Here is a 23031-nt window from a genome sequence, read left to right as displayed (position 1 = left end):
AAATATCGGAATACGGCCTTAGCAAACATGAATTAATGTTAACGTCCAATTCTAGGGGTTAACTTCATCTTTTTACGTTTTTCCGGTTTTTATCCTAAACAGGTAAAAATAAAGCAACACCTACAGCAGCAATTTCTGCAGCTGCAGTCACCCATTCTGACAAAGATCCTATACTCATAATCTTGCCTCCCAGAGTTATTATACAAGTCTTGCTTAAATGGAAAGCAACGCTTTGTTACCAAGTAAGTTTTTACCTTAAAATATGTGATTTATATTATATACATTTACATAAAACCTTGCACATTTTTTCTCTATATGCGATATGATTATATTAAGGAAACAATTATTTTATTTGGGAGGTAAAATATGCAGTATAAAAAACCTTTTTATAAAAAGATTTGGTTTTATTTTGTAGTGGTCGTTATAAGTTTTTTCACTACTTTTGTTTCTGGCAATACAGGTATACAAGGTGTACAACAAACGGTTATTGCAAAATCAACAAAAGTAGTAAAAAGTAATGCGAAAAAAGTAACTGTCAAAAGAAGAAAAGCTACTCGTAAAAGAAAGCAAAAAAAGCGGAAAACTATCGCCAAAAGTAATGTACGTAAAGTTTACATAGCTCCTAATTCGGGGAGAAGATACCATTTTAATCCGAATTGCCGTGGCCTTCGAAGAGCACATGGAAATATAACCAAAATATCATTAAAAAGGGCTAGTAACCAAGGTTACACCTTATGTAAATGGGAAGATTAAGGAGAAGAATAAGTAATGATTAAAATCGGTTTTAGAAAGCCTAGTTTAAGAAAGTCCATCTCTGCCAGAACAAAGGGAAGAGCAACAAGAGCTATAAAAAGAGCTATTATTCCCAACTATGGTAAACGTGGTATGGGTTGGGCTCATCCAAAAAGAAAGATATATAATACAATTTACCATAAGACTACCTTTGATACTCGTAAATTATTTATTCATAACAGTTTTAGAAAAAATAAATAAGTATTTGGAGAGCCAATTAATACCCAAAAAGTTAAAAACAGTTTCTCTGAAGTGAATAAAAAGGGCTAGTAAAAATATTTTCTACACATTAGCTAAGATTGTTATACACAAAAAGACTGATAAATCAGCGTTTCACAAACGAAATTTATCAGTCTTTTTTTAATATTAAAGTTTCTAAATCCACTCTTGCCACAATCAATGCGTCATTTTTATTATTGTTTTTCACCAGGAGATGTTGTCTCTTCTATTGCAGTGAATAATCATGAAATAGTGGCATCAAAGTTAATCAGTTAGCTTTACTATGAATGCAGACCATAATATTTGAGCATCTTAATAATTTCCTGGTCAACCTGAGTCGTGGTTTCTCTCACAGGTTTACGTGCTGGGCCTACATTTGCAATATTGGCTAATTCTACAGATCGCTTCAAAACTGCAGGTACCGTCCCTAACTTTAGGGCTGAACGTAAAACATCTATGCTTTTTTGTAACTTTTCTGCTTCTTGATCATTGCCATCTTTTAGAGCACGATCAAGGTTAACTAAAACATTTGGAATTAGATTGCTTGTTCCTGCAATAGCAGCTTTTACACCCATTTTATAAGCGACAGAAATCTTTGAGTCTGAACCAATTAGTACTTGAAACTTATTGTCAGTGGCAACTTCTTGATATTTACGAATTAAATCCACATCACCACTACTGTCTTTAATCCCGACAATGTTATCAATTTCAGCAAGTTTACGTACAACATTAACCGGAATATTATAACCGGTATTTTTAGGAATATTGTACATAATTACTGGCAGATCAACACTTGCTGCCACATCACGATAAAAGTCAAATAGCTCATCATCTTGTGGTCTAATAAAATATGGATTTATTATTGACAAGTCATCAGCTCCTGCAGCCTCCATCTCATGGGATAAAGCAATAGTTTCACTCGTTGAGCAAGCCCCAGCTCCTGCAAAAACCGGCACGCGATGATCAACGTACTGAACCACGGCTTTCACAAACGAAATTTTTTCAGCGTGAGTTAATACGTGAAATTCACCATTACTCCCAAGAACAAAAATACCACTTACACCAGCACTAATTAATTTGTCAATTAACACTTGAGCTGCCTGGTAATTAATCGACTGTGCTTTGTCACGATTAAAAGGGGTCACAATCGGAGTAATAATACCATTGAACATTTTGTCATCTCCTTCATAAATGTTTTTATTTAATAACCCCTTCTTTAACGAGCCTCTTGCCTAATGCTCCTCCCGGATGAAATTTGCCAAAGTCTTTTTCAGAAAATCCCTTAGCTTTGGAGACTGTCAATGCAATTGCATCTCCGACTACTAACGCGGAAGTTGAACTATTAGTGGGAGCCAAGTTGTGTTCGTCTGCTTCACCATCTACATGGACTAATAATAAGTAATCACAGTCTTTGGCCAAAGTTGAGTCCTGATTGCCAGTTAATGCGACTACTTTTGCACCTAATCGTTGAATTGGTGCAACTACCGCGACAGCTTCTTTAGTTTCTCCGGAATTTGATATATCAATAACCAAATCAGAAGCAGTGATCATCCCCAGGTCACCATGCATAACTTCTGTAGCATGCACAAAAAATGAAGGTGTACCAGTGCTGGCAAATGTAGCAGCAAGTTTTTTACCTATGTGGCCTGACTTACCTACTCCAGTGAAAATTAATCTGCCATTTTCTTTTAAAGAAATAATTTTATTAACTACTTTTTCGTAATCTTGATCATTAAGAGGTAGATCTTTTTCTACCTGTTCAATTGCCGAAATTTCTTTTTCAATGACATCTTGTATATTTGAAATAATATCCATATTACTACCTCTTCTCTGACCGAAAATCAGCTAAAGTTTTAGTTAACTGAACAGCATTATTAGTTATTTTTTCAGAATCACCAGTTAGAGCTGAGCCAAAACAGACACAATCGGCACCAGCAACGAGAAAATCACGGTAATTTTTTACAGAAGCACCGCCAGAAATCAAAATGGGCATATAAGGAATAGGCGTGCTTATTGTTTTAATTTCTTTTACTCCACCCATACTGGATCCTGGAAATACTTTAATAAAAGAAGCACCATTTTTTAAAGCAGTAGTTATTTCAGATACGCTATTGCAACCTGGTGCATAAGGCACTTGATACAAATTACAAATTTGTGCTACTTCCAAATCAAAAGCAGGAGAAAGTATCAGTTCAGCACCGCCCAGTATCGCTAGTCTGGCAGTAGCAGTATCTAAAACCGTTCCTGCACATATTACCATTTCAGGTATTTCTCTTTTAACCAATTTCATGGCATCTAAAGCTGTAGGAACGGTAAAACTAATTTCAATCGCTTTAACGCCGCCTTTAAAGCAGGCTTTTGCAATACGCAAAGTTTCTGCAGGCGTATCTCGCACCACTGTCATTATGTTTAAATCACTAATTTGTCTTACATAAAAATTTTTTTGTAACATTTAATTACTCCTAATGAAACAGTTGCAAAACGCCATGAAGCAATGAACCAACAATGTTGTAATCAATGTTCGGGAAAGTTGAACTATTGATACCCATTTGTTGAAAAACGGGTACTAAGATTAGTGGTAAGAAGGCTAACAACAGTCCCACGACGAAAGAACCTGCAATAGCTCCACGCCAGCCTCCTGTTGAGTTGCCAAAAATTGCAGCAGTTCCGCCTGAGAAAAAGCAAATATGAGCTGCTGGAATAATCACAATTGGACTGTGGAATAAAATCATTATTCCGATAGCTACAAGTCCTGCTGCGTAAGAACTAACAAAACCTACCAAGACTGCAGTCGGTGCAAAAGGAAAGACTGTTGGAACATCTAAAGCTGGGCGTGAGCCTGGGATAAACTTGGTTGAAATTGCAACAAAGGCATTAGTAATTTCTTCTAGGAACATTCCAACACCATACATCAAAACGCCCATTCCAGCAGTAAATGTCATAGCCTGAATAAACGGATAAACTAACCAATTGACTGAGCCAGAAAGTTTACCAGTTACTACCGGACCTGCAACCAGCGCTGACACATAGAATAAAATCAACATGATAATTGCAAGACCCATCAAGAAGTCTTTGAAAATCGAAAGTGATTTCGGCAAGTTAAAGTTTTCTGTGGTTTCATCTTTGTGTTTCTTAAACAGCAGGCCGATCGCACCAGACAATGCATAACCAAACATGTTATAGTGACCAATCGCCTGATTATCGTTACCGGTAATTCGACGCATAAATGGCTGACAAAGTTCAGGTAAAGCACTGGCACAAAGGCCTAAAATAATCCCTCCAATAATAATGGCCCATAAATTGCTTAGTCCGCTGAATTTAAGAACCAGGCCTAAAACACAGGCAAAATAGAGACTATGTTGACCTGTAAAGAAGATATTTTTAAATGGCGTAATTCTGGCAAAAACGATGTTCATTACAAAGCCCAAAATTAAAATCAGAGCGACAACAAAGCCATACTTTGTTTGTGCAGCAGCTGTGGCCGCTTCAGGAGAAGCGATCAAGCCGTGAATATGAAAGGCTGATTGAAATAAAACATTGAAGTTTTGTAAAACCCCAGTTAAAGTACTTGAACCAATACCGAATATTAAAAAACCGATAACAGTTTTTGCTGTCCCCTTAGTGACATCTGTCCAATCTTTATCTTTTTGAGCAACCAATCCTATAAATGCCACAAAACCAAGCAGCACTGCAGGTTGACTTAGAAAACTAATAATAAAATTTAACATTTCATTCACCTGCTTTATTCATTCATAAGAGGAGCTAATTTAGCTTCAATTTCATTTTGATCCATCATATTTTTAATACCTACTATGGGAATTTTTTTCTCTTTGGCTCTTAAATCATCAGCTACATCACTCAAAGCAATGATAAAGTCACCATTAAAGCTGCCTATTCCGTCTATACTGGTATGACTAACATCAAGGTCCCAATTATTCTTTTTAGCAACATTTCTAACTTGCACCGTTAACATTGTGCTAGTACCCATACCAGCCCGACATGTAATTATTGCTTTCTTCATTTTTCTTCTCCTTCACATTCGTTTACATAATTAATTATTTCCTGCACATTATTTGCATGGCTTACCATTTCAAAAAAGTCATTTTTTGAAAGTAAGTTAACCAACTGTGCCATTTGATCCAGATGCCCATTTGCTTTTGTAGAACTTAAGGTAAAAATATATTTAACTGGATCATTATCTTTGTTATGAAAAGGGACCGGCTTTTTTAAAACAGTCAATCCTATTCCATCTTTTAATGCCCCGTCTTCTATTTTGGCGTGCGATAAAGCAACATGAGGCATAAATACGATATAAGGTCCCATTTCTTCCGCTATTTTAATGACGCTTTTCAAATAGTTGTCTGTTACCAAACTATTTTTAACAAGGGGATGACCTGCTTTTAAAATGGCATCACGCCAATCTTTTGCGCTAACATTCAATTGAATCAATTTCGGATCTATTAGTGGTGTCACTTAATTTTTCATCTCCTTTCTCTACAGAATCAAAGAGCTTAATAAAAGTAGGTGCGTTTTCAGCATGTTCAAATTTTTCTAATAGAAATCTATTAGAAAAAATTTCAGTTAATTGTGTTAGCGCCTTTAATTGAGAATTAGAATTTGGTGCATAAAGGCTAAAAACATATTTTGCTTTGATATCATTGCTAAATTTAACAGGTGGAGTAAAACAAACCAGGCTCATACCAGGCACAGAAAATTTTGTAGGGTTATCTGGCTTTGCGTGAAGAAGCATGACATTATCCATAATTTTCATGTATGGTCCGTACTTCTCTATTTGCATACACATTTTGTGAGTGTACTTTTCATCCGCAATATGATCCTTTTCAAGTAACCGTCCAGTAACTTTTACTGACTCCTGCCAGGAATAAGTGCCATTTTCAAAAGCAATTCTTCTTTCTGGCAAGATTTCGCTTAAGCAAGGTAAATGGCTCTGCTCTTTTTTAAAAGGAACATTTTTTTGAGAAAAATAACTTTGCAGGGCTGCTGTCAAGCCAGTAAAATCCTTCACATGGGCATATTCACTGACTATGTCTAAAATTTGCGTTGTTTTAACAGCGGGAGAATTATGAGCAGAAGACGAAGTTTGAGCTTTAGAAGCCAGGTGCTGTCTGATTGTTTGTAAATCATAGTCAGTTAGAATGTGATTGATATTTACAATTGGAGCACCTTTATTTGTTACTGGTAAAGTGGCTATAACCAAATCTGCATGAACTCTGGCTTGTTTTTCATAATCTTGCTTTGTAATAACCTTTATCTTTAACTGATCAGGAAACATTTTTTCCAGTTGAATTTTTAAAAGGCGGGACGTCCCAATTCCACTGCCGCATACCAAAGTAATTTTTTCTTTAAGACTTTGATTTTTTGCATTTTTGAGCAGTTCAATTTCTCCGCCAAAGTAAACTGCAATCAATTCTATTTCATCAGCGGTCAAAGATTTTTTTAGATATTGCTCAAAGGGCTGAATGGCTTCTTTAGTTAAAAGATAAATTTCTGGATACTTTTTTCTGACATTTAACAAGCTTGAATTTAAAAATTGAACATTGTATAAAACTCTTCTTTGAGCAGCTACCAAATGTGTTGTCAGTGCATTTTGCAAGCTCTTATTGTTTACCAAATCAATTCCAGAAATTACAGAAAAGCGTTTGATAATTTGTGCCGCAATATTAGACATTTCTTGTGATTCAAAATTTTTGCTTATTTTGCTTATTTGTCTTGAATCAATTATTTTACAGAGAAGCTGACTTTCAGCGTTTAAATGTTCTGCAGAAATTCCCAAATAACTCAGCAAATTACGAATTAAAGGATCGAACTTACCGCTACCTTTAATTTTTTTATTCCTGTTATTTTTTAAAAAATGTCCATTTCTGTATCTCTTAACTGAAAAACAGATGTACTCTTTAACTTGAAAAACTGACTCATCCGTTAATAAGCAACCAATATTTTGTTCAACCGTTAAAAGTACTTGCTCAATTTCTACTTTTTCCTTAGTTTCTAAACTCAAAAATGGAGCAATCTTATCAAAAATCATTGTTCCTTGAATATTAGCTAGTTTTTGTAAAGCAAATTTGCGAATTTCCTCCTCTAAACCTGTGATTAAATAGCCATTTTCTTCAAACTCTAACTTCAAATTTCTGCTTTCAGTGTCTTTTTTAACTTTCGCTAAGTCACTCTGAGTGGTTCTTCTCGTTACTCCGTTTAGAGAGTTTAAATATTCAATAGTAACCCTATTCTTTCTGCAAAGAAGAGCAAACTCAATTGCTATTACTCTAACCGATTGCGGCAGCTTAACTTTTCCTTGCTGCAAATCATGTTTAAGGTTCTTCTCAATCTCAGAAATTTCGTATGGTTGAACAAAATAGCCATGATTTCTAACTGTCATAATCTTATTCAAGTCATGCAGCTCAAGCCATTCGTTTAACCCGTTAATAGCTGAATAGGCAGTTCTCTTAGTTATTTGAAGTTTATTAGTTATTTGGCTAATACTTAATAAAGAGTTCGAATTTGTTAACATTTTTAGTAACAAGTATTCGTGATACAACAAGATATATTTCACCTGCTTTCTAACTCTCAAATAAATAATAAATGGGGTGCAATGAAACTTGTTGCACATTTAAAACTGAAAAATGATACACTTTCATATACTCTAATCTGTATAAAAAAAACATAATTCAGATTACAAATCAGAATTATGTTTTTAAAAATAATATTCCATTTAATTCTTACGATTTAGCAAAAATTTTAAAGCTTCTTGCCGTTTGTTTTAATAACGGTTTTAAACCAATCAAATGAATCCTTTTTATAACGCTTCAGTGTACCCTTGCCTCTATCATCTAAATCAACATAGATTAATCCATATCGCTTAGACATTTGGCCTGTTGTAAATGAAATACAATCAATACATCCCCAAACCAAGTACCCAATTACAGGGACTCCATCAATTTCAATTGCTTTTTTCATTTCTATAATATGATCTTTTAAATAATTTATACGGTATGGATCATGTATTTTATAATCTGACGTTAGTTTATCTTCGGCGCCTAAACCATTTTCAACTAAAAACAACGGTAATTGGTATCGGTCATAAACTTGATTTAGCCATATTCGTAGCCCAATTGGATCAACAGTCCAGCCCCACTTGTTTTTTTGTAAATACGGATTGACAACTGTATCTTCACTGGCAGCATTGCCAGAACCAATTCTCTTTCTATTTGGGTCTGCACTTACAGTACTTGATAAATAATAACTGAAACCTATGTAATCGACACATCCATGGTTTAAATCGGCTAAATCCTTATCAGTGATCTCAATATGATAACCCTTTTCCTGCCATTCTTTTAAAATAAAATTAGGATATTTGCCTCGTACCTGTACATCAGAAAAAAACATTTGATATTGGTTTAATTTTTGCGCTTTCAGAATATCTTCTGGGTTAGGAGTGTTGGCATAATACGGTGAAGCAGCTACCATGCAACCTACCTTAAGGTTAGCATTTAAGGAATGAGCATATTTCACAACCTGGCTTCCTGCAACAAACTCATTATGAACGGCTTGAAACATGACTTCACGCTTATTATCATTTGCATTAAAAATCAAACCGGAATTAGTGTATGGGAAAAGAGGATTTTCTACTAAATATTGATTATTTATTTCATTAAAGGTTAGCCAATAATTTGTGTATTGCATAAAATTGTCTAAACAAACTTTAGCAAATTTCACAAAAAATGCGATGCACTTGCGGTTACGCCACCCGCCAAATTTTTCTACCAAATAATAAGGCATTTCAAAGTGTGACAATGTTATGATGGGCTTAATGTTATATTGCTTCATCGTCTCAAATAAGTTATGGTAAAATTTTAATCCTTGTTCATTAGGCTCATTTTCATCGCCATGTGGAAAGATTCTTGACCAATTAATGCTGACACGCAGGCACTTAAAGCCCATTTTTGCCATTAATTTAATATCACTTTTATAGTTATGATAGAAATCTATGGCCTTATGATTAGGATAATACTCGTTCTCATTAACAGACGTTGTAATTTTCCGCTTAGTTGTTGCAGTTCCTGCAGTTAGTAAATCTGAAATATCCAATCCTTTTCCGTCTTCTAGATATGCGCCCTCGACCTGGTTAGCAGATAGAGCTCCACCCCATAAAAAATTATTTTCCATTCGCAGTTTATCTCCTACTGTACAAACATAATTTGATCCTGAGTATGAATAATATCATTTTCCTTAACGCTAATATCGATTTGGTATTTTTCAGGATTTGTAATAATAATTGGTGATTCGAGCGTATAACCAGCTTTTTTTATCTTTTCCATATCTGCTTCTAAAATTTCCTGTCCCTGTTCGACTCTATCGCCATTTTTTACTAAAGCGTTAAAATATTTACCATTTAAATTAACAGTATCAAGTCCAATATGAATAAGAAGCTCAACGCCTGTATCACTGCGTAAGCCAATGGCATGCTTAGTAGGCATAACAGTAATTACCTGACCATTAAATGGTGCTATTACTTTATTCGAATTAGGAATAACAGCTATTCCCTTGCCTATACTCTCATTTGCAAAAACTTCATCTTGAACATCAGCAAGATTAAGTACTTTACCTGAAAAAGGAGAAGTGATTACTAAAGCCTGATGATCATTTTTTTCTACTGTTTGATCTTTATTTACTGCTTGAGTGAGGTCAGCTACCATTTCATCTGAATCCGTATTTTGGTCTTTAAATCCCCAAAAGAAGGTCAAAAGAACACCCAATACAAGTGAAATACCTGAACCTAAAACCATAAAACCAATTGGTTTATATGACAACATAAATATAGAAAAGATATTATGAAAGACATAGGAGGTCATCATAACATGAAATAACGCACTGACCGCTCCACCAACGCCACCAGCGATAGCAGTAATTATCATTAAACGTTTTGACTGCATAATCAAACCATATAAAATTGGTTCAGTGACACCAGCAAAAATTCCTGTGATAGCCGTCGAACCTGAGACGCCACGCAATTTCGTGTTTTTTTGCTTATAAACACTATAAAGAAAAGTACCGAGAGCTATTCCTATTTGTCCCCAGACAGCACAAACATTAACTCCTTCTACTACATCTCCACCAACAGCTTTTAAATTTTGCAGAGTAATTGGTGTAAAGCCCCAGTGCAGCCCTAAAACAGTTAAAAATGGATAAGAGGCACCTAATATTAATCCGGCTATTAACCTACTTTTACCAAATAACCACATAATTGCTGCTGAAATCCAATTACCTACATTGGTCCCAAATGGTCCAAACACTAAAACAGTTGCCGGAACCAATAAAAGCAAACAAATCATTGGGTTTAAAAACAATTGTAATTGTTGTGGGATGTATTTTTTCAGTAATTTATTAAGTAAAGCATAGACAGCAATAATTACAAAAATCGGAAAAACTGTCATTGAATAATCAATTGGATCTAAGCCTAATCCAAATAAATGCAGTCCATGTTTTCCTATTAGTCCTGTAAAATTTGGCTCGAGTAACGCTGCGCCTAATGCACCACCTACGAAGGGGTCAGCCTTAAATTGCTTAGACAGTGTAATACCTAGAAATATCGGTAAAAAATAAAAAATAGAATTACCCGCAGCTGAACAAACTAAATATAGTGTACTAGTAGGTGATAGCCAGTGAACTGTCGTTAGCACTGTTAATAAAGCTTTGACCATTCCTGCCCCTGCCATAATGGATATTAAAGGCAAAAATGCACCAGAAATAACTTTTGTTAGTGAAAACTTTTCATTCTTATTATCTTCTGTTTCAGAATTATTTTCTGAACCAATCATTTTTTTGATAACATCATAAAACTCAGTTACATTGGGACCAATTACGACCTGGCATTGTCCACCACTCAAAACAACGCTTAAAACACTCGGTAATTTATTTAAATCTTCTTTCTTAATTTTACTGTTATCTTTTAGTACAAAACGAAGTCTTGTAGCACAATGGACCAAACTATTAACATTTTCCGAGCCACCGACATATTTCAAGATCGTTTTTGCTTCTTTATCTATTTTTTTCATTTTTACTCCATATTATTTTTTATTATCAACAAGTGTTAATTGGTTAAGATGTAAGGTTAGATAAAGCATTTCATCCTCCCCAATCTGCCAGTTATATTTGTCATGCAAAAAAGCTTTAATTTTTTCTGCACACTGAAAATCACGGGCATATTTGGCCTCTATAACTTTTAAAATTGAATTTTTTGAATTGGACGTTTCATGATTTAGTTCACGCAAAATAAAATATCTTAAGTGATTGATAAAGCGCTTATAACTATATGAATCTTCTTTCAAGTCCTTCTGGTAATAATCAGAAACGATTGCCAAAACCTGATCAATAATTTTAGTACTGGAAATAGTTGTATCCATGTCATTAATCGAAAAATTGGCATTAATCAAATGCAAAGCTATATAAGTTGCCTCTGAGTGTGGAATCTCAAGTTTTGTCTGTTCGCGTAAAAATTCAACAGCATTTTCAGAAAATTTAAAAATTTCAGGATAAATAACTTTAACATCCCATTCTAATGGAGCTTTAAAGTTCAAATTTTGCTTGACCCTTTTTAGCATAAAACTAATATGATCAGAAAGAGTCAATAGTAGCATGTCATTAAACTTAAGATTTAGCTCTTGTTCACCTTTTTGAATAATTTGACGTGCATATTCAATACTGGCATCGTCAATCCTTTTTATTAATTCTTGAAAGGCCTTAACGGAATCATGGTCAAATATAACGTAATTCTTTTCTATTTGAGCTTTTTCAAGGTCGATAACACTGCCAATTTTTTTGCCATAGCCAATTGCTTTACCTAAAATTATTCGTTCATTTTTTGACTGATCTTCAACTAAAATAGCGTTATTGTTCAAGTTATTCTTCAAAATCCACAATTTTTCCACCTCTTTTCCAAAAAACGTTATAAAAAAAGCGTTACCCACAGCTCATCAAAAAACTGTAAGTAACGCCTTGTAAAAAGTAACGTCCTTAATGGATATAAGTATATCATTTCTTGTAAACTCTTTCAAATAAAAATTAGACAAAGTTTTATTGAGTTCGTATGTTTGCTTGATTTTTGTGCCAGTAAAGTTTGGCTTCATTTGCTCAGATTAAATAAAAGTGTAGCTAGTAAAAACTAAATTCTTCCATCAAAATTTTTCTAGACCTCTTATCTTTCCTTTTAGATTCGTACACATACCTGCGTCTTTTTTACATTTACCTTCTATTTTTTATTATCTACCATTAAAGATGGAAAACGCTTTTATAAATGGAGGTATTTAATATGATTAATAATTCAAATTTATGTCTTAATCGTAAATCAGCACCTGGTTTACCACTTGCTGATTTTATTAAACTAGCAAGTGAATTAGGAATCAAACATGTAGAATTGCGAAATGATCTAGGTAAAGAACCTGACAACAAAAATATTTTGGATGGAATGAGTATTTCAGATTTTAATGATCTATTACAAAAATACGACGTTCAGGTTGAAGATATCAACTCGCTTGGTAATACAGATTTATTGCGTCAAAAAGATAGTAATTTAAACGATCTTAATGAGATGATTAAAATTGCTCAGGGAATTGGCGCTAAAAAAATTCTTTTCTGCCCCGTAATGGACAAACACGATGATAGAAGTGACAGTGAAAAGTTTAATGATGGTGTTAAAACCATTAAAGTCTTTGCAAAAAGACTTCAAGATGAAGGAATGTCTGGCTTATTTGAAACACTGGGTTTTCCTGAAAGTTCAATCAGAACACCTTTTAGGGCTATTGATATCATCGAAGAAGCTGGTGCAACCAATTTTAAAGTGGTAGCTGATTTATTTCACTGGTTCATGGGTGGAGTTACACGTGCTGATTTAGATAATAAGCTTGATGTTAATAAAGTTGGGCTCATTCATATGAGCACAATTGAGGTCCAGATGCCAAAATCCAAATTAACTGATCAAAATCGCATGCTTTTAAGTGATCCTAATCAAGATCATATCAACGCTTTTGATACTATTAAATGGTTTTCAAATAGTGAATTTAACGACTTATTTTCATTTGAGCCATTCTCAGATGAACTTCGTCAGTGGGACTATGAAACAGCTAAAAAAAATCTTACTGAGAGCATTAACTTGATTAAAAATATTTAGGAGGACTTATTATGTTGGAATTAAATGACTTTTGTATTAATCGTTGCTGTGCAGGAGGCTTATCTCTTCCCGACTTTATGAAATTAGCTAATGATGTCGGAGTTCATAATATCGAATTAAGAACAGACATACATCATGGTAGCAATTTTTTGGATGATTTAAGCATTGCAGAATTTAACAACTTGCAAAGAAACTACGATGTTCATGTCGCTAATATTTCTGCCGAATTTAATCTCGATGATCGTAGTGACTGGAATACTAAATTAAAGGGAGTCACTGAATTAGCTGAAATTGCACAAAAAATTGGTGCTGATCATATTTTGTTTACTCCTATCAGGAATGCAGATGATATCCGTACTGATGAACAAAAATTTGATGATCTAGTTCATAATATTAGAATTTATTCAGATATTCTTGGAACTGTGGGCGTTAATGGTCTAGTAGAGCCTTTAGGATTTGGCGACTCTTCATTACGCTTCCCATGGGTTGCACAAAAAGTTTTACAAGAAGCGGATGCTAAAAACTTTAAGTTAATTGCCGATACCTTCCATTATTACAAAGCTGAAGTTACTAAAAAAGATTTTGACGAAAAGGTAGATGTCAACCGTGTTGGTTTAATTCATCTAAGTTCTATTACTTCTGAAAAATCTCCAGAGGAAGCTGATGATGCTGATCGTTACTTTATCTCTGCCAATGAAGAAGACGTTATGAAATCTATTGACCAAGCAAACTGGTTTAAAGAGAGCAACTATTTTGGCCTTTATTCATTTGAACCTTGTGCACCGGAAATCAATAACTGGAGTTATGACAAATGCAAACAAGAAATTGCAAACAGTATTGATAAAATAATTGCCGGTTAATGCCTACCTTAAAAAACTAGCAAAAACCTATTGCCAACTTAGTAAAACAAGCTAGCAATAGGTTTTTTTATGTTTCAAAATTAATGTAGTATTTAGAATGTGGTATTATTTTCTTTTCATTTGTAATAGTGAATTAAACCCTCATTAGCAAATTTTCACTAGATAAATTAACTAAAAAAATATTGAACATCTATTTTCAATGTTCAATATTCTTTTTGAAAGTTATTTTTAGATAAACGAATTGGATTTGTTTGAGAGATATATATTAATTTTATTATTGGGCATTAATTAAATCTATGCTACGAACAATTTCTTTCTTGGCTTTTTCTGCATCCCATTTATACAAGTCTGGAGAAAATGGTTCAAAAGAATATAAGCCATTATAAGTACTTTCTTCAAACATTTTTACGTGATTTAAGGCTTTCATAATGTCATTCTTAGTTACCAAGACCCGGTCAGCATCACCTAATTCTTCCCGTGGCTTCTGGTTAACAACTGAACTCAAGTGAACTAAGCCCACCATGTTTGGATCTACTTTAGTCTCAAAGTCTTCCTTAGTAACCTCGGCTAAATAATAGTGGAAATTATCAGCTACTAATTTGAAGTTATCGGCTTTGGCAGCTTTAATAATATCTTGTGCAAGCCATGGCGTTCTTAGAGATGAGTCCATGAAACCTAAAGGTTCAAGCAAACCACCCATACCATTTTCCTTTAGGAGCTTAGAATATGCTTTCATATTATTAATCGCGCCTTGACGACGTTCTACACTTGTTCTCTTATCATTGGCATCTCTAACTGGACAGAATAGAATATTTTTGACGTGTAGAACTTTACCGATATCAATCATTTCATTAAGACTTTGCAGGTTTTCTTCTAAGTTCTCTGCCAGGTCCATATTGCCCTGAGCATTAATATCTACTACTTGAATATTTTTTTCATCAAGCAACTGCTTAATTTCTTCAGGTCGATAACCATCTAAAATGGTGGAATTATCAACTTTACCTGTTATATCATTACGCAATTCAATATATTTAATATTAAGATCAGCAACCATATTAATAAAGTCTTTTAAGTCTAATCCAGGTGCAGACTTCCTATTAATACAAAAGTCATTGTATGTAAGCATTTAAGTAATCCTCCTTTCACTAAATATGTAGTCCATCTTTAATGGACTTTAAGGTTTTTTCATTTGACCATTCTATACGATCGGGCCACATAAATACATTATTAGTCACGATACCATCAAAATTAATCTCGCGTAATGTAGCGTAAAAGGCATCCATATTAACTTCGCCTTCACCAGGATTTAAGTGTTGGTGAATAGTTACAGGAGCACCAGGCGGATTAATAGTGTATCTAAGTCCGTAAGAGCCAGCAAAGTTAAACGTATCTGCTATTAGAACGTGACTTAATACATCTTTTGAGTCTAAAATTTGTTTTCTGACATCACCTTTGCCACCATCAGAGTAAAAGGCATGTGCCGAACACAACACTTGGCCGACATTATCAGAGTTAAGTGAGCGAATAAGTTGTGCTGCCGCGTAACTAGACTCGATAAAGTCATTTGGATGAGCTTGAATTTCAAGTCGTATCCCTTCCTTTTCAAAAATAGGAAGCAATTCCTCCATGGATTTATACCATTGACCTTCTGAAGTAACAGAATCATATTTATCCCCAGAAAATTCAGTATTAATGGTATCAACGCCAAGCTCAGAGGCGAGCCAAATTGTCCTCTTCATGTTACGGACAGCAGCTTGTCTTTCCTGTTCATTAGGAGACGACCATTGCTGGACAGGAACCAAGGATGAAATTTCAACTCCTGCATCCCTACACCATTTGCGAACATTTGCAATCATAGCAGAATTTGCTTTAGGATATTGATAAAACCAGAAGAAATCAGTTCTAGGAGCTAATTCCAAGTATTTATATCCTAATTCCGCTACTTTATCAATAGTTTCATGAAGTGGCGTACTGTCACGAAACATTGAAGCATCATATGCTAGTTTCATATAAATCTCTATTTCCTTTTTAACTACTAATTCTTATAAAGATCTGGTCTTTCAGGTAAAACTACCGGTTCTTTGACAAAGCCATTGTCACGTGATTTCTCTAAAGCATCAGCAGCAACACAGGCCATTAAACCATCCCAAGTTGTTGGGGCTGTTGGGTTAAGATGGTCAGCTAACACACCATTTACCCAATCTTGGATTTCTGAATCAAAGGCTTGACGGAAACGGAAACTATCATTTTGTGGAATAGAGGTTTGTGCTCTTTCTTGAGTTTTGACTTGAGTGAAAATTGGACTAGTCAAAGCAATAGTTCCTTCTTCACAAACAACTTCACAATTAATATCGTAGCTGTTATGATTGTTAACAAATACTTCTAGATCAGCATGAATACCATTCTTAGTATCAAAAGTCATTACTTGGGGATCATGCAGACCCTCATGAGTGTACTTGGTTTGTGCTCCAGGAATAAAGCATGAAACTTTGTCATAGTCACTACCAACTAACCAGTGCATAATGTCACATTCGTGAATAGCTGTTTCAACAATTGCATCATTATCATAGTAGTCGGAAACTGTTGTTTCATTTCTGTGTGTCATGTGCAAAAGTAATGGCTTGCCATAAGTTCCTTCATCAATAGCTTTCTTGATTTGACGATAGCCATTGTCATAGCGACGCATGAAACCTACTTGAACTAATCTTTTACCAATTTTGGTTTCTGCTTCAACAACACGTTTACAATCATCTGCTGAAGTTGAAAGTGGCTTTTCACTAAAGACATACTTTCCTTTTTCAAGTGCTTTAAGAACAAATGGTACATGAGTATCATGGGGACGAGTAACTACCATGATAGCGTCAATATCAGGTGATTCAATTAGTTCCTCACCTGTTTCAAAGTGCTTGCAGTTATATTTTTGAGCATATTTTTCAGCAAGTTCCTGCTTAATATCAGCAACACCTGCCAAAGTAGCGCCATTAATCCTGTTAGCGACACGATCAATATGGTCTGAGCCCTTATAACCACAACCAATAATACCAATTCTAAGTGTCATAATATTCCTCCTATATATTTTAGTTTCAGTAAACGCTTTCGCTCACTTGTTACAAATTTCATTATAGAGCTTTCATATGGAGCCTCAATGTATATAAATATTCATAAAATGTAAAAAACAACTAATTATTTTTACTTACCTTTTGCCAAAAAATAATTACAATACAGTCCCCTAGCAAGGCTAAAATACCCATAACTTGAAAGGAAACAGTCATTGAATATTGTGTACGTAATTGTCCGGCAAAAATGGGAAAAAGCGTCATGCCCAGAGCATAAATGGACTGAAAAACTCCCGTTGCTGTCGAAAGTGACTTTTGCGGGACGTTAGAAATTGCTGCTGCGTTAAGAATGGCAAATAATATTCCAGTACCAACGCCAGGGATAATCTGTAATAAATATATTAAATATATTTTCCTGGCCAAAGGAATAGCAAAACAATATAGCGCCAGTAAGAAATAACTAACTATTAAAATACTTCTATCACTAAACTTTTCAATATACTTTGAGGAAGTTAAGCGGGCAAACAAGACAGCTGAGCACATATAAATGATGGACGACAACCCCTCAGCATAAGTCGGTGCATGGATTTCTTTAATCACCTGGTTGGTAAAAGACATAGTAGTAGCCATCTGTATTCCTTGTTGAATAAAAGCTAATGCACCACTGATTAGCAAAGTTTTACTTTTAAAGACATTGATTAAGTTGATAAAAGAATTTTTTCCAGAACTATAACTGAACTGAAAACTTGGTAAACTCATGGTCATTATGCAGGCTAATATACCGGCTAGTACGCCTAAAACACATAGACCTTTCATGGCTATTTTTGTATAAAATAAACTTGAAATCACAAATCCCAGAAGCATCCCTAAATTATTGGCCATTACCAGAATACCCATGTTTTCTACTTTGCTCACATCTGAACGTAATTTTAAAAAGTAGATTATAAAAGATAGCCAAGTTGAGCTGGCAATTCCTGAAAAAATATTACCTAATAAAAAGCCAATACCACTGGGAAAAAGCACTCTCATAATTGATGCTAAACCGGCTAATAATGTACCAAGTGTAATTAACAACTTATGGTTTAAATGCCAATCTGCCAGCATCCCCAAAGGAATTCTCAATAACATTTGCGAGAAGCCATAAGCCCCAACCACAATTCCGATAAAATCGGCTGCAACATTTATAGCAGTTAAAAAGGGAGTTTGGTAAGGAACATAAACATATTGGGCAAACCAAAACAGAATAATAATGATGATAAATTTGATTACTTGTTGTTTCTTTTTCATATCATTATCCTGATTCATAAAGTAAATTCTTTTTCAAGTTCAGTTATTTGCCCGGTATCAACCAAGTCTTCAAATGCTGGCGCACTAATAAAACCACTTTTTGATGAAAGAGTAGTGAAATTACTTTTTTTTAGCTTTAAAAGCTCTTGCTCGCCACTTACTCTTGCAAAAATTGCTTCTTCTCCAAAAGTTGCCATGTTATAACCCATATCAAACAAATTTTTCTCACTAAGATTTCCTGCTAAGCTAGCAAAATTCACTAATAGTGGTACTTCTGGAAGTCCTGATGCTATTTGCACTAATTCCTTTTCTGATGAAACGCTGTCGACATATAACATGTCAGCGCCTGCTGCACAATAAGCGCGCAGTTTTACAATAGTTTCATTAATATCACAAACTGCTCTGGCTGAAGAATGGGCCATAATCACAAAATCAGGGTCTTTTCGAGCTTCAACTGCAGCATGTATTCTTTTCTCCATTTCAGAAACTGGCGCTATTTGGGTCACAGCCATTTGACCACATCTCTTAGGCCATACACCATCATCAAGGTAAATTCCTGCTGAATTAATTGCTTCATAACTACGAGCTGTTCGCGCAATATTTTCCTTCGCACCATGGCCAGTGCCAACATCACATAAAACTGGAATAGAAACATTTTCAATAATTTTGCGAGCTTGATCGAATAAGGTATAAAAATCAGCAAAGCCCATATCGGGTTTGCCGTATACAAAATTAGTAGCAGATCCAGTTACATTAATTGCTTTAAAGCCTGCTTTTGCACTTATTTTGGCTGATAAGCCATCCCCTACAACAGGTATTTTTATAATTTCCGTACTATTATGAACCAGCTTTTTAAACTTTAAGCGCATTTTCTTGCCCTTATTTTTCATAATTGTTCTCCTTGATATAAAATTCATATAATTGTTGTTCTGCACTTAAAGTACTTGCAATGGTTGATTCTACAGGCACTATAAATGTTGGCTTAAAGTTTTTAACCTCTATTAGATCCAGGGCCATATTGTCTAATTCAATTCCGATTTTTGGGAAAAATTTTTCAGCTTTTAACTGCGCCAATTCGTTTCGGTTTAATCTAGCTACAATAATTTGCTTAATTCCCATCTTTAAGAGTAATTCAATTCTGCTTATTAATTCTGCATAACCATATTTTGTTATTCCTTCTAATTTAGGAATAATTTGTAAATCGTAGTCTTTACCCCCTGCTACTGCTGCTTTAACCATATTCATAAAAATCTTTTTAGCTAATGTACCTGCTATTTCAGTAGAGGTGGCTGGCCACTTTTGATCATTAAGAACTAAATAGCGTGCCCCTGCATTTCCCAATTCCTTTGCGGTAGTCCAGGCACTAAGTTCATTGCCAAAACCGGACTGGCCATCAGCAATTAAGGTTGCTTCTGTTTCTATACTAAGCGTACTAAAATATTGCAAATACTCACGCCTTGTGATCAAACCTTCATTATCTTTTCCTAAAGTCATTATGGCTAGCAATCTACCACTGACAAAAAGCGGTTGGTCACTTTCCAAGTTTTTAATTAAGTTGGCAGAGATAGTTACAGGTATTATTCCTTTTAACATTATTTTTCTCCAATTATTAAAAAAACTCGCAGAGGTTAATTTCTGAATGTATATTTGATCATTCCGAAAAGTCAACTGCGAGTTCTATAAATTACATTTTGCAATAAGACTGTATTTTATTTATTTTTTTCTTTAGCCGAATCTAAAGCCTGTTTAACAGCCTCTTTCATAGCTCTGCTGGATGATGAGGCACCGGAAATAGCATCAACATCATAAGTATTTTTCTCTACCATAATTTTTGGTAAAGCTTTGATCGCTCTCTTACCGTAGTCTTCACTTTCGCTTTCTTGTAAAACTTCAATGTTTTTAAGGTTTTGATTGTCATCTACAGTAACGCGAACCACAATATCATTACCCATACCGGCAGAACTTACGCCAAGATACTGATTCTTGCCAAGTTCAAAAGTGTATTTCTTCTTTAAATCACTTGCTAAATCAGGATCTGCTTTAACAGAAGCACCTGTAGCAGCATCGTTGCCGTTTTCAAACAGAGCATCTTTATCGTGCTTAGCCTTAGCTGCATTTTCACCAGCGACTTTACCGAATATCAAGCAGTCAGCCAGGTTTTCTCCACCTTGATAAATTCTGACAATATTGCTACCTAATTCTCCTGCTCCGTATAAATGCGGTATGGCATTGTTAAACGGATCCATGATCTCAGCTTTGCCATTTCTCTTAGGACCACCATGAGTTTGAGCAACAGATTGAACCATTGGCAAAGCATAAATGGTATCAGATGTATCAAATCTTTCCAAAGTCGCAGCTGCTCTGTGAAAGTCTAAGTCGTTTCCAGATTCTGCATAAGAATTGAAAGTATCAATTGTTGAAGTTAACGTTTCTGGTTTGACATCAATTTTTGCAGCCAGTTCCGCAACACTATTTGCACTAATTAAGAAGTTCTTTAGCGCACGCTGATATGGAACATGATCAATCTTTGCTAATCTTTCGTATTGTTTTTGGTCAAAGACAACATATGGCTTGATCGGTGCCTGAGGTGTACGCCATTGACCATGATTATAAAACCAGCCTTCAATACTGAAAATATCTTCACGACAATATCTTGTACCATCATCACCAACTGCAAAAATACTGCCAGTGTACATTTCCTTAGCATCAATATCTGCTGGCTGGAAAACACTGCGTTCTCCTTCTTTAACCGGCAAAGTTAAATCTCCCACAATGCCAGCGGAATTATAAGTTGTCATATGCCATAATCTGGCACCAGCTTCAAGCGCAAGATCAATGCCATCACCAGTATTATAGAGCGTACCAACAGGAGCCAAATGATGTTCACCAATAAAGTCTTGAATCTTAATCTTACTGTTTGAAAAGCCACCAGTTGACAAAACCACACCATTACGGGCACCGATATTTCTAACTTTGTCTTTTCTTTTAATTTGGACACCAACTACTGTCTTATCCGGCGTTTGAATAATATGAACTGCTGGTGAATCGTACCAAACATCAATATCATCCATCCTGTCCAAAACTCTTTCTCTAAGTACAGTCCATAAGGCGGAATCAAACATGCCATTATGAACTGTCATTAACTCTGAAGCCGAAGAATCAGGAAATTCTGGGTGAGTGGCAGTGGTTTGGTTATCTGCAGTATGAGACAACGGGTTGTCATCCGGATGCTCACCAAACACAAAAGGCTCAACTTCCAAATATTTAGAAAAATACTCTTTCATATTGGCCAAACCATTAATGACAGTATCTTCCACATCTTCATCAATGTGAAAGCCTTGGGCCAAGGCTTTATAATAGGTTCTGAATTTTTGCGGGTCTGGTGTATAACCAACATTTTGACCCGAATACCTAGTATTGCCTCCCTCATGGCCTTCAGGTGCTTTGTCAACAAGGAGGACTTTTGCCCCATTATCAGCAGCAAACCTAGCTGCACAGGCACCTGCGCCACCGAATCCTAAAACTACTACATCGTAGACTTTATCCCATTTAATGGACTTATCAATAATCATATATATTAAAAACCTCACTATTTTTTATAAAAAGGCAATTTAGGCGAAAACTAACTTAATAAAATTAAATTAAACAAGTGTGCTCTGTTATTAATTAAGTGTACAAGTAATATAAGCATGCCTTTTAATTCATCTATATTTTTCTTTTACTTTTGGTATGGCGCAAATAACTCATCTTCCATGTACTGATGAGCTTTCAATGCCATTTCAAACGGATTGTGCTTCTTAGGGTCTTGCTCGGCCTCAACCATAATCCAACCAGTATAATGGTGATCGGCTAAGGTCTTAAATATTGGCTTAAAGTCAATATCGCCATCACCTGGAACAGTGAACATATCATTCATGAATGAGTCTTGGAAAGATAAACCTTTCTTTCTTGAATCATCCTCTTTGTTCTTGCGGACATCTTTGAAGTGAACATGAACAACACGGTCAACAAATTCATTTAGCATAGGCATGGCATCGCCCTCTGAAACATAGGCATGACCCGTGTCAAAGACTAGGCCGACCTTATCAGGATCAGTGTTATCCATTAATCTCTTAGTCTCGGCCAAAGTTTGAATACCTGTTCCTAAATGGTGGTGATATGCGACCTTAACATCATACTTTTTAGCAATTTCACCATACTTATTCAAACCGGCACATACTTTTTCCCATTCTTCATCTGTGAAATATGGTTTATCTTCAAAAATATTCTTACTGGTTTGCTGAATGGAATAAGTTTGCTCTGAAACAGTTGCAATATGTGCACCAAGAGTCTGCAGCTTTTTACAGTGCTCTTCAAAGTCTGCTGCTGCTTTTTCAATTCCGTCTCTAATGATAAAACTACTGAACCATTGACCTGCAATTTCAATGTGGCGCAGTTTGCGCTCATAATTAATCTCATCAGGACATGGGAAGAAGCCACCCATTTCTACTCCTTTAAAGCCAGCTAAAGCGGCATCACTCAGAAGTTGGGGAAAAGTATTTTCCGCACCAATTGATGGAATATCGTCATTACGCCAGCCAATAGGACAAATACCTAATTTTATATTTTTATTTACATCATATTCAGACATAAT

General features: G+C 35.1%; 22 protein-coding genes. 4 read left to right on the top strand and 18 right to left on the bottom strand.

Annotated features, from left to right (window positions below; translation table 11 throughout):
* Nucleotides 1-366 precede the first annotated feature (366 nt).
* The gene (locus JF75_RS01365; protein WP_046331535.1) at nt 367-753 is read left to right on the top strand and encodes a hypothetical protein; all 387 of its coding nucleotides are present in this window, start codon (nt 367-369) and stop codon (nt 751-753) included.
* 18 nt (nt 754-771) lie between these two features.
* Nucleotides 772-993 carry a hypothetical protein gene (locus tag JF75_RS01360; RefSeq protein WP_046332894.1) on the top strand — a complete coding sequence of 74 codons (222 nt, stop codon included), beginning with the start codon at nt 772-774 and terminating at the stop codon, nt 991-993.
* Nucleotides 994-1292: 299 nt separating this feature from the next.
* Here JF75_RS01360 and JF75_RS01355 read toward each other — a convergent pair whose 3' ends face one another.
* From JF75_RS01355 to JF75_RS01310, 10 genes are all read right to left on the bottom strand, one after another.
* Nucleotides 1293-2183: a dihydrodipicolinate synthase family protein gene (locus JF75_RS01355; RefSeq protein WP_046331534.1), complete on the bottom strand. Its 891-nt coding sequence runs from the start codon at nt 2181-2183 to the stop codon at nt 1293-1295.
* A gap of 25 nt (nt 2184-2208) precedes the next feature.
* Nucleotides 2209-2826, bottom strand: coding sequence for a KpsF/GutQ family sugar-phosphate isomerase (locus JF75_RS01350; RefSeq protein WP_046331533.1), 618 nt, complete (start codon nt 2824-2826; stop codon nt 2209-2211).
* Between the two features lie 4 nt (nt 2827-2830).
* On the bottom strand, nt 2831-3463 hold the full coding sequence (locus JF75_RS01345; protein WP_046331532.1) for a beta/alpha barrel domain-containing protein: 633 nt from the start codon (nt 3461-3463) through the stop codon (nt 2831-2833).
* 10 nt (nt 3464-3473) lie between these two features.
* Complete coding sequence (locus tag JF75_RS01340) at nt 3474-4739, bottom strand: PTS ascorbate transporter subunit IIC (protein WP_046331531.1); 1266 nt, start codon at nt 4737-4739, stop codon at nt 3474-3476.
* 14 nt (nt 4740-4753) lie between these two features.
* Nucleotides 4754-5032 carry a PTS sugar transporter subunit IIB gene (locus JF75_RS01335; protein ID WP_034978948.1) on the bottom strand — a complete coding sequence of 93 codons (279 nt, stop codon included), beginning with the start codon at nt 5030-5032 and terminating at the stop codon, nt 4754-4756.
* Entirely contained in the window at nt 5029-5484 is a 456-nt protein-coding gene (locus tag JF75_RS01330) for a PTS sugar transporter subunit IIA (RefSeq protein ID WP_046331530.1), read from the bottom strand. The genes JF75_RS01335 and JF75_RS01330 overlap by 4 nt, the downstream gene beginning before the upstream one ends.
* Nucleotides 5441-7570: a BglG family transcription antiterminator gene (locus tag JF75_RS01325; RefSeq protein WP_046331529.1), complete on the bottom strand. Its 2130-nt coding sequence runs from the start codon at nt 7568-7570 to the stop codon at nt 5441-5443. The genes JF75_RS01330 and JF75_RS01325 overlap by 44 nt, the downstream gene beginning before the upstream one ends.
* A gap of 197 nt (nt 7571-7767) precedes the next feature.
* Nucleotides 7768-9195, bottom strand: coding sequence for a 6-phospho-beta-glucosidase (locus tag JF75_RS01320; protein ID WP_046331528.1), 1428 nt, complete (start codon nt 9193-9195; stop codon nt 7768-7770).
* 14 nt (nt 9196-9209) lie between these two features.
* Nucleotides 9210-11084: a glucose PTS transporter subunit IIA gene (locus JF75_RS01315; protein WP_052726848.1), complete on the bottom strand. Its 1875-nt coding sequence runs from the start codon at nt 11082-11084 to the stop codon at nt 9210-9212.
* A gap of 12 nt (nt 11085-11096) precedes the next feature.
* Nucleotides 11097-11948, bottom strand: a complete 852-nt coding sequence (locus JF75_RS01310) for a PRD domain-containing protein (protein WP_046331527.1) — start codon at nt 11946-11948, stop codon at nt 11097-11099.
* A gap of 389 nt (nt 11949-12337) precedes the next feature.
* Here JF75_RS01310 and JF75_RS01305 point away from each other — a divergent pair, with 389 nt between their 5' ends.
* Nucleotides 12338-13195, top strand: a complete 858-nt coding sequence (locus JF75_RS01305; RefSeq protein ID WP_046331526.1) for a TIM barrel protein — start codon at nt 12338-12340, stop codon at nt 13193-13195.
* An 11-nt stretch (nt 13196-13206) separates the two neighbouring features.
* Nucleotides 13207-14055, top strand: a complete 849-nt coding sequence (locus JF75_RS01300) for a TIM barrel protein (RefSeq protein WP_046331525.1) — start codon at nt 13207-13209, stop codon at nt 14053-14055.
* 274 nt (nt 14056-14329) lie between these two features.
* On the opposite strand, the gene JF75_RS01295 is transcribed toward JF75_RS01300, so the two are convergent.
* From JF75_RS01295 to iolE, 8 genes are all read right to left on the bottom strand, one after another.
* Complete coding sequence (locus tag JF75_RS01295; RefSeq protein ID WP_046331524.1) at nt 14330-15181, bottom strand: TIM barrel protein; 852 nt, start codon at nt 15179-15181, stop codon at nt 14330-14332.
* Nucleotides 15182-15200: 19 nt separating this feature from the next.
* Nucleotides 15201-16064 (bottom strand): sugar phosphate isomerase/epimerase family protein, encoded by an 864-nt coding sequence (locus JF75_RS01290; RefSeq protein WP_046331523.1) that lies wholly within the window; start codon nt 16062-16064, stop codon nt 15201-15203.
* Nucleotides 16065-16090: 26 nt separating this feature from the next.
* Nucleotides 16091-17113 (bottom strand): Gfo/Idh/MocA family protein, encoded by a 1023-nt coding sequence (locus JF75_RS01285; RefSeq protein ID WP_046331522.1) that lies wholly within the window; start codon nt 17111-17113, stop codon nt 16091-16093.
* Between the two features lie 121 nt (nt 17114-17234).
* Nucleotides 17235-18398 carry an MFS transporter gene (locus JF75_RS01280; RefSeq protein WP_046332892.1) on the bottom strand — a complete coding sequence of 388 codons (1164 nt, stop codon included), beginning with the start codon at nt 18396-18398 and terminating at the stop codon, nt 17235-17237.
* 14 nt (nt 18399-18412) lie between these two features.
* Nucleotides 18413-19288, bottom strand: coding sequence for an isocitrate lyase/PEP mutase family protein (locus JF75_RS01275; protein ID WP_052726846.1), 876 nt, complete (start codon nt 19286-19288; stop codon nt 18413-18415).
* Nucleotides 19278-19991, bottom strand: coding sequence for an isocitrate lyase/phosphoenolpyruvate mutase family protein (locus JF75_RS01270; protein WP_046331521.1), 714 nt, complete (start codon nt 19989-19991; stop codon nt 19278-19280). Before JF75_RS01270 ends, JF75_RS01275 begins: the two co-directional genes overlap by 11 nt.
* Nucleotides 19992-20107: 116 nt before the next feature.
* Nucleotides 20108-21970 (bottom strand): FAD-dependent oxidoreductase, encoded by a 1863-nt coding sequence (locus JF75_RS01265; protein WP_046331520.1) that lies wholly within the window; start codon nt 21968-21970, stop codon nt 20108-20110.
* Nucleotides 21971-22116: 146 nt separating this feature from the next.
* Entirely contained in the window at nt 22117-23028 is a 912-nt protein-coding gene (gene iolE, locus JF75_RS01260) for a myo-inosose-2 dehydratase (RefSeq protein ID WP_046331519.1), read from the bottom strand.
* Between the last annotated feature and the right edge of the window lie 3 nt (nt 23029-23031).

The sequence above is a fragment of the Lactobacillus kimbladii genome (genome assembly GCF_000970755.1).
Taxonomy (GTDB): domain Bacteria; phylum Bacillota; class Bacilli; order Lactobacillales; family Lactobacillaceae; genus Lactobacillus; species Lactobacillus kimbladii.
This window is presented reverse-complemented; position numbering and strand designations above follow the sequence as displayed.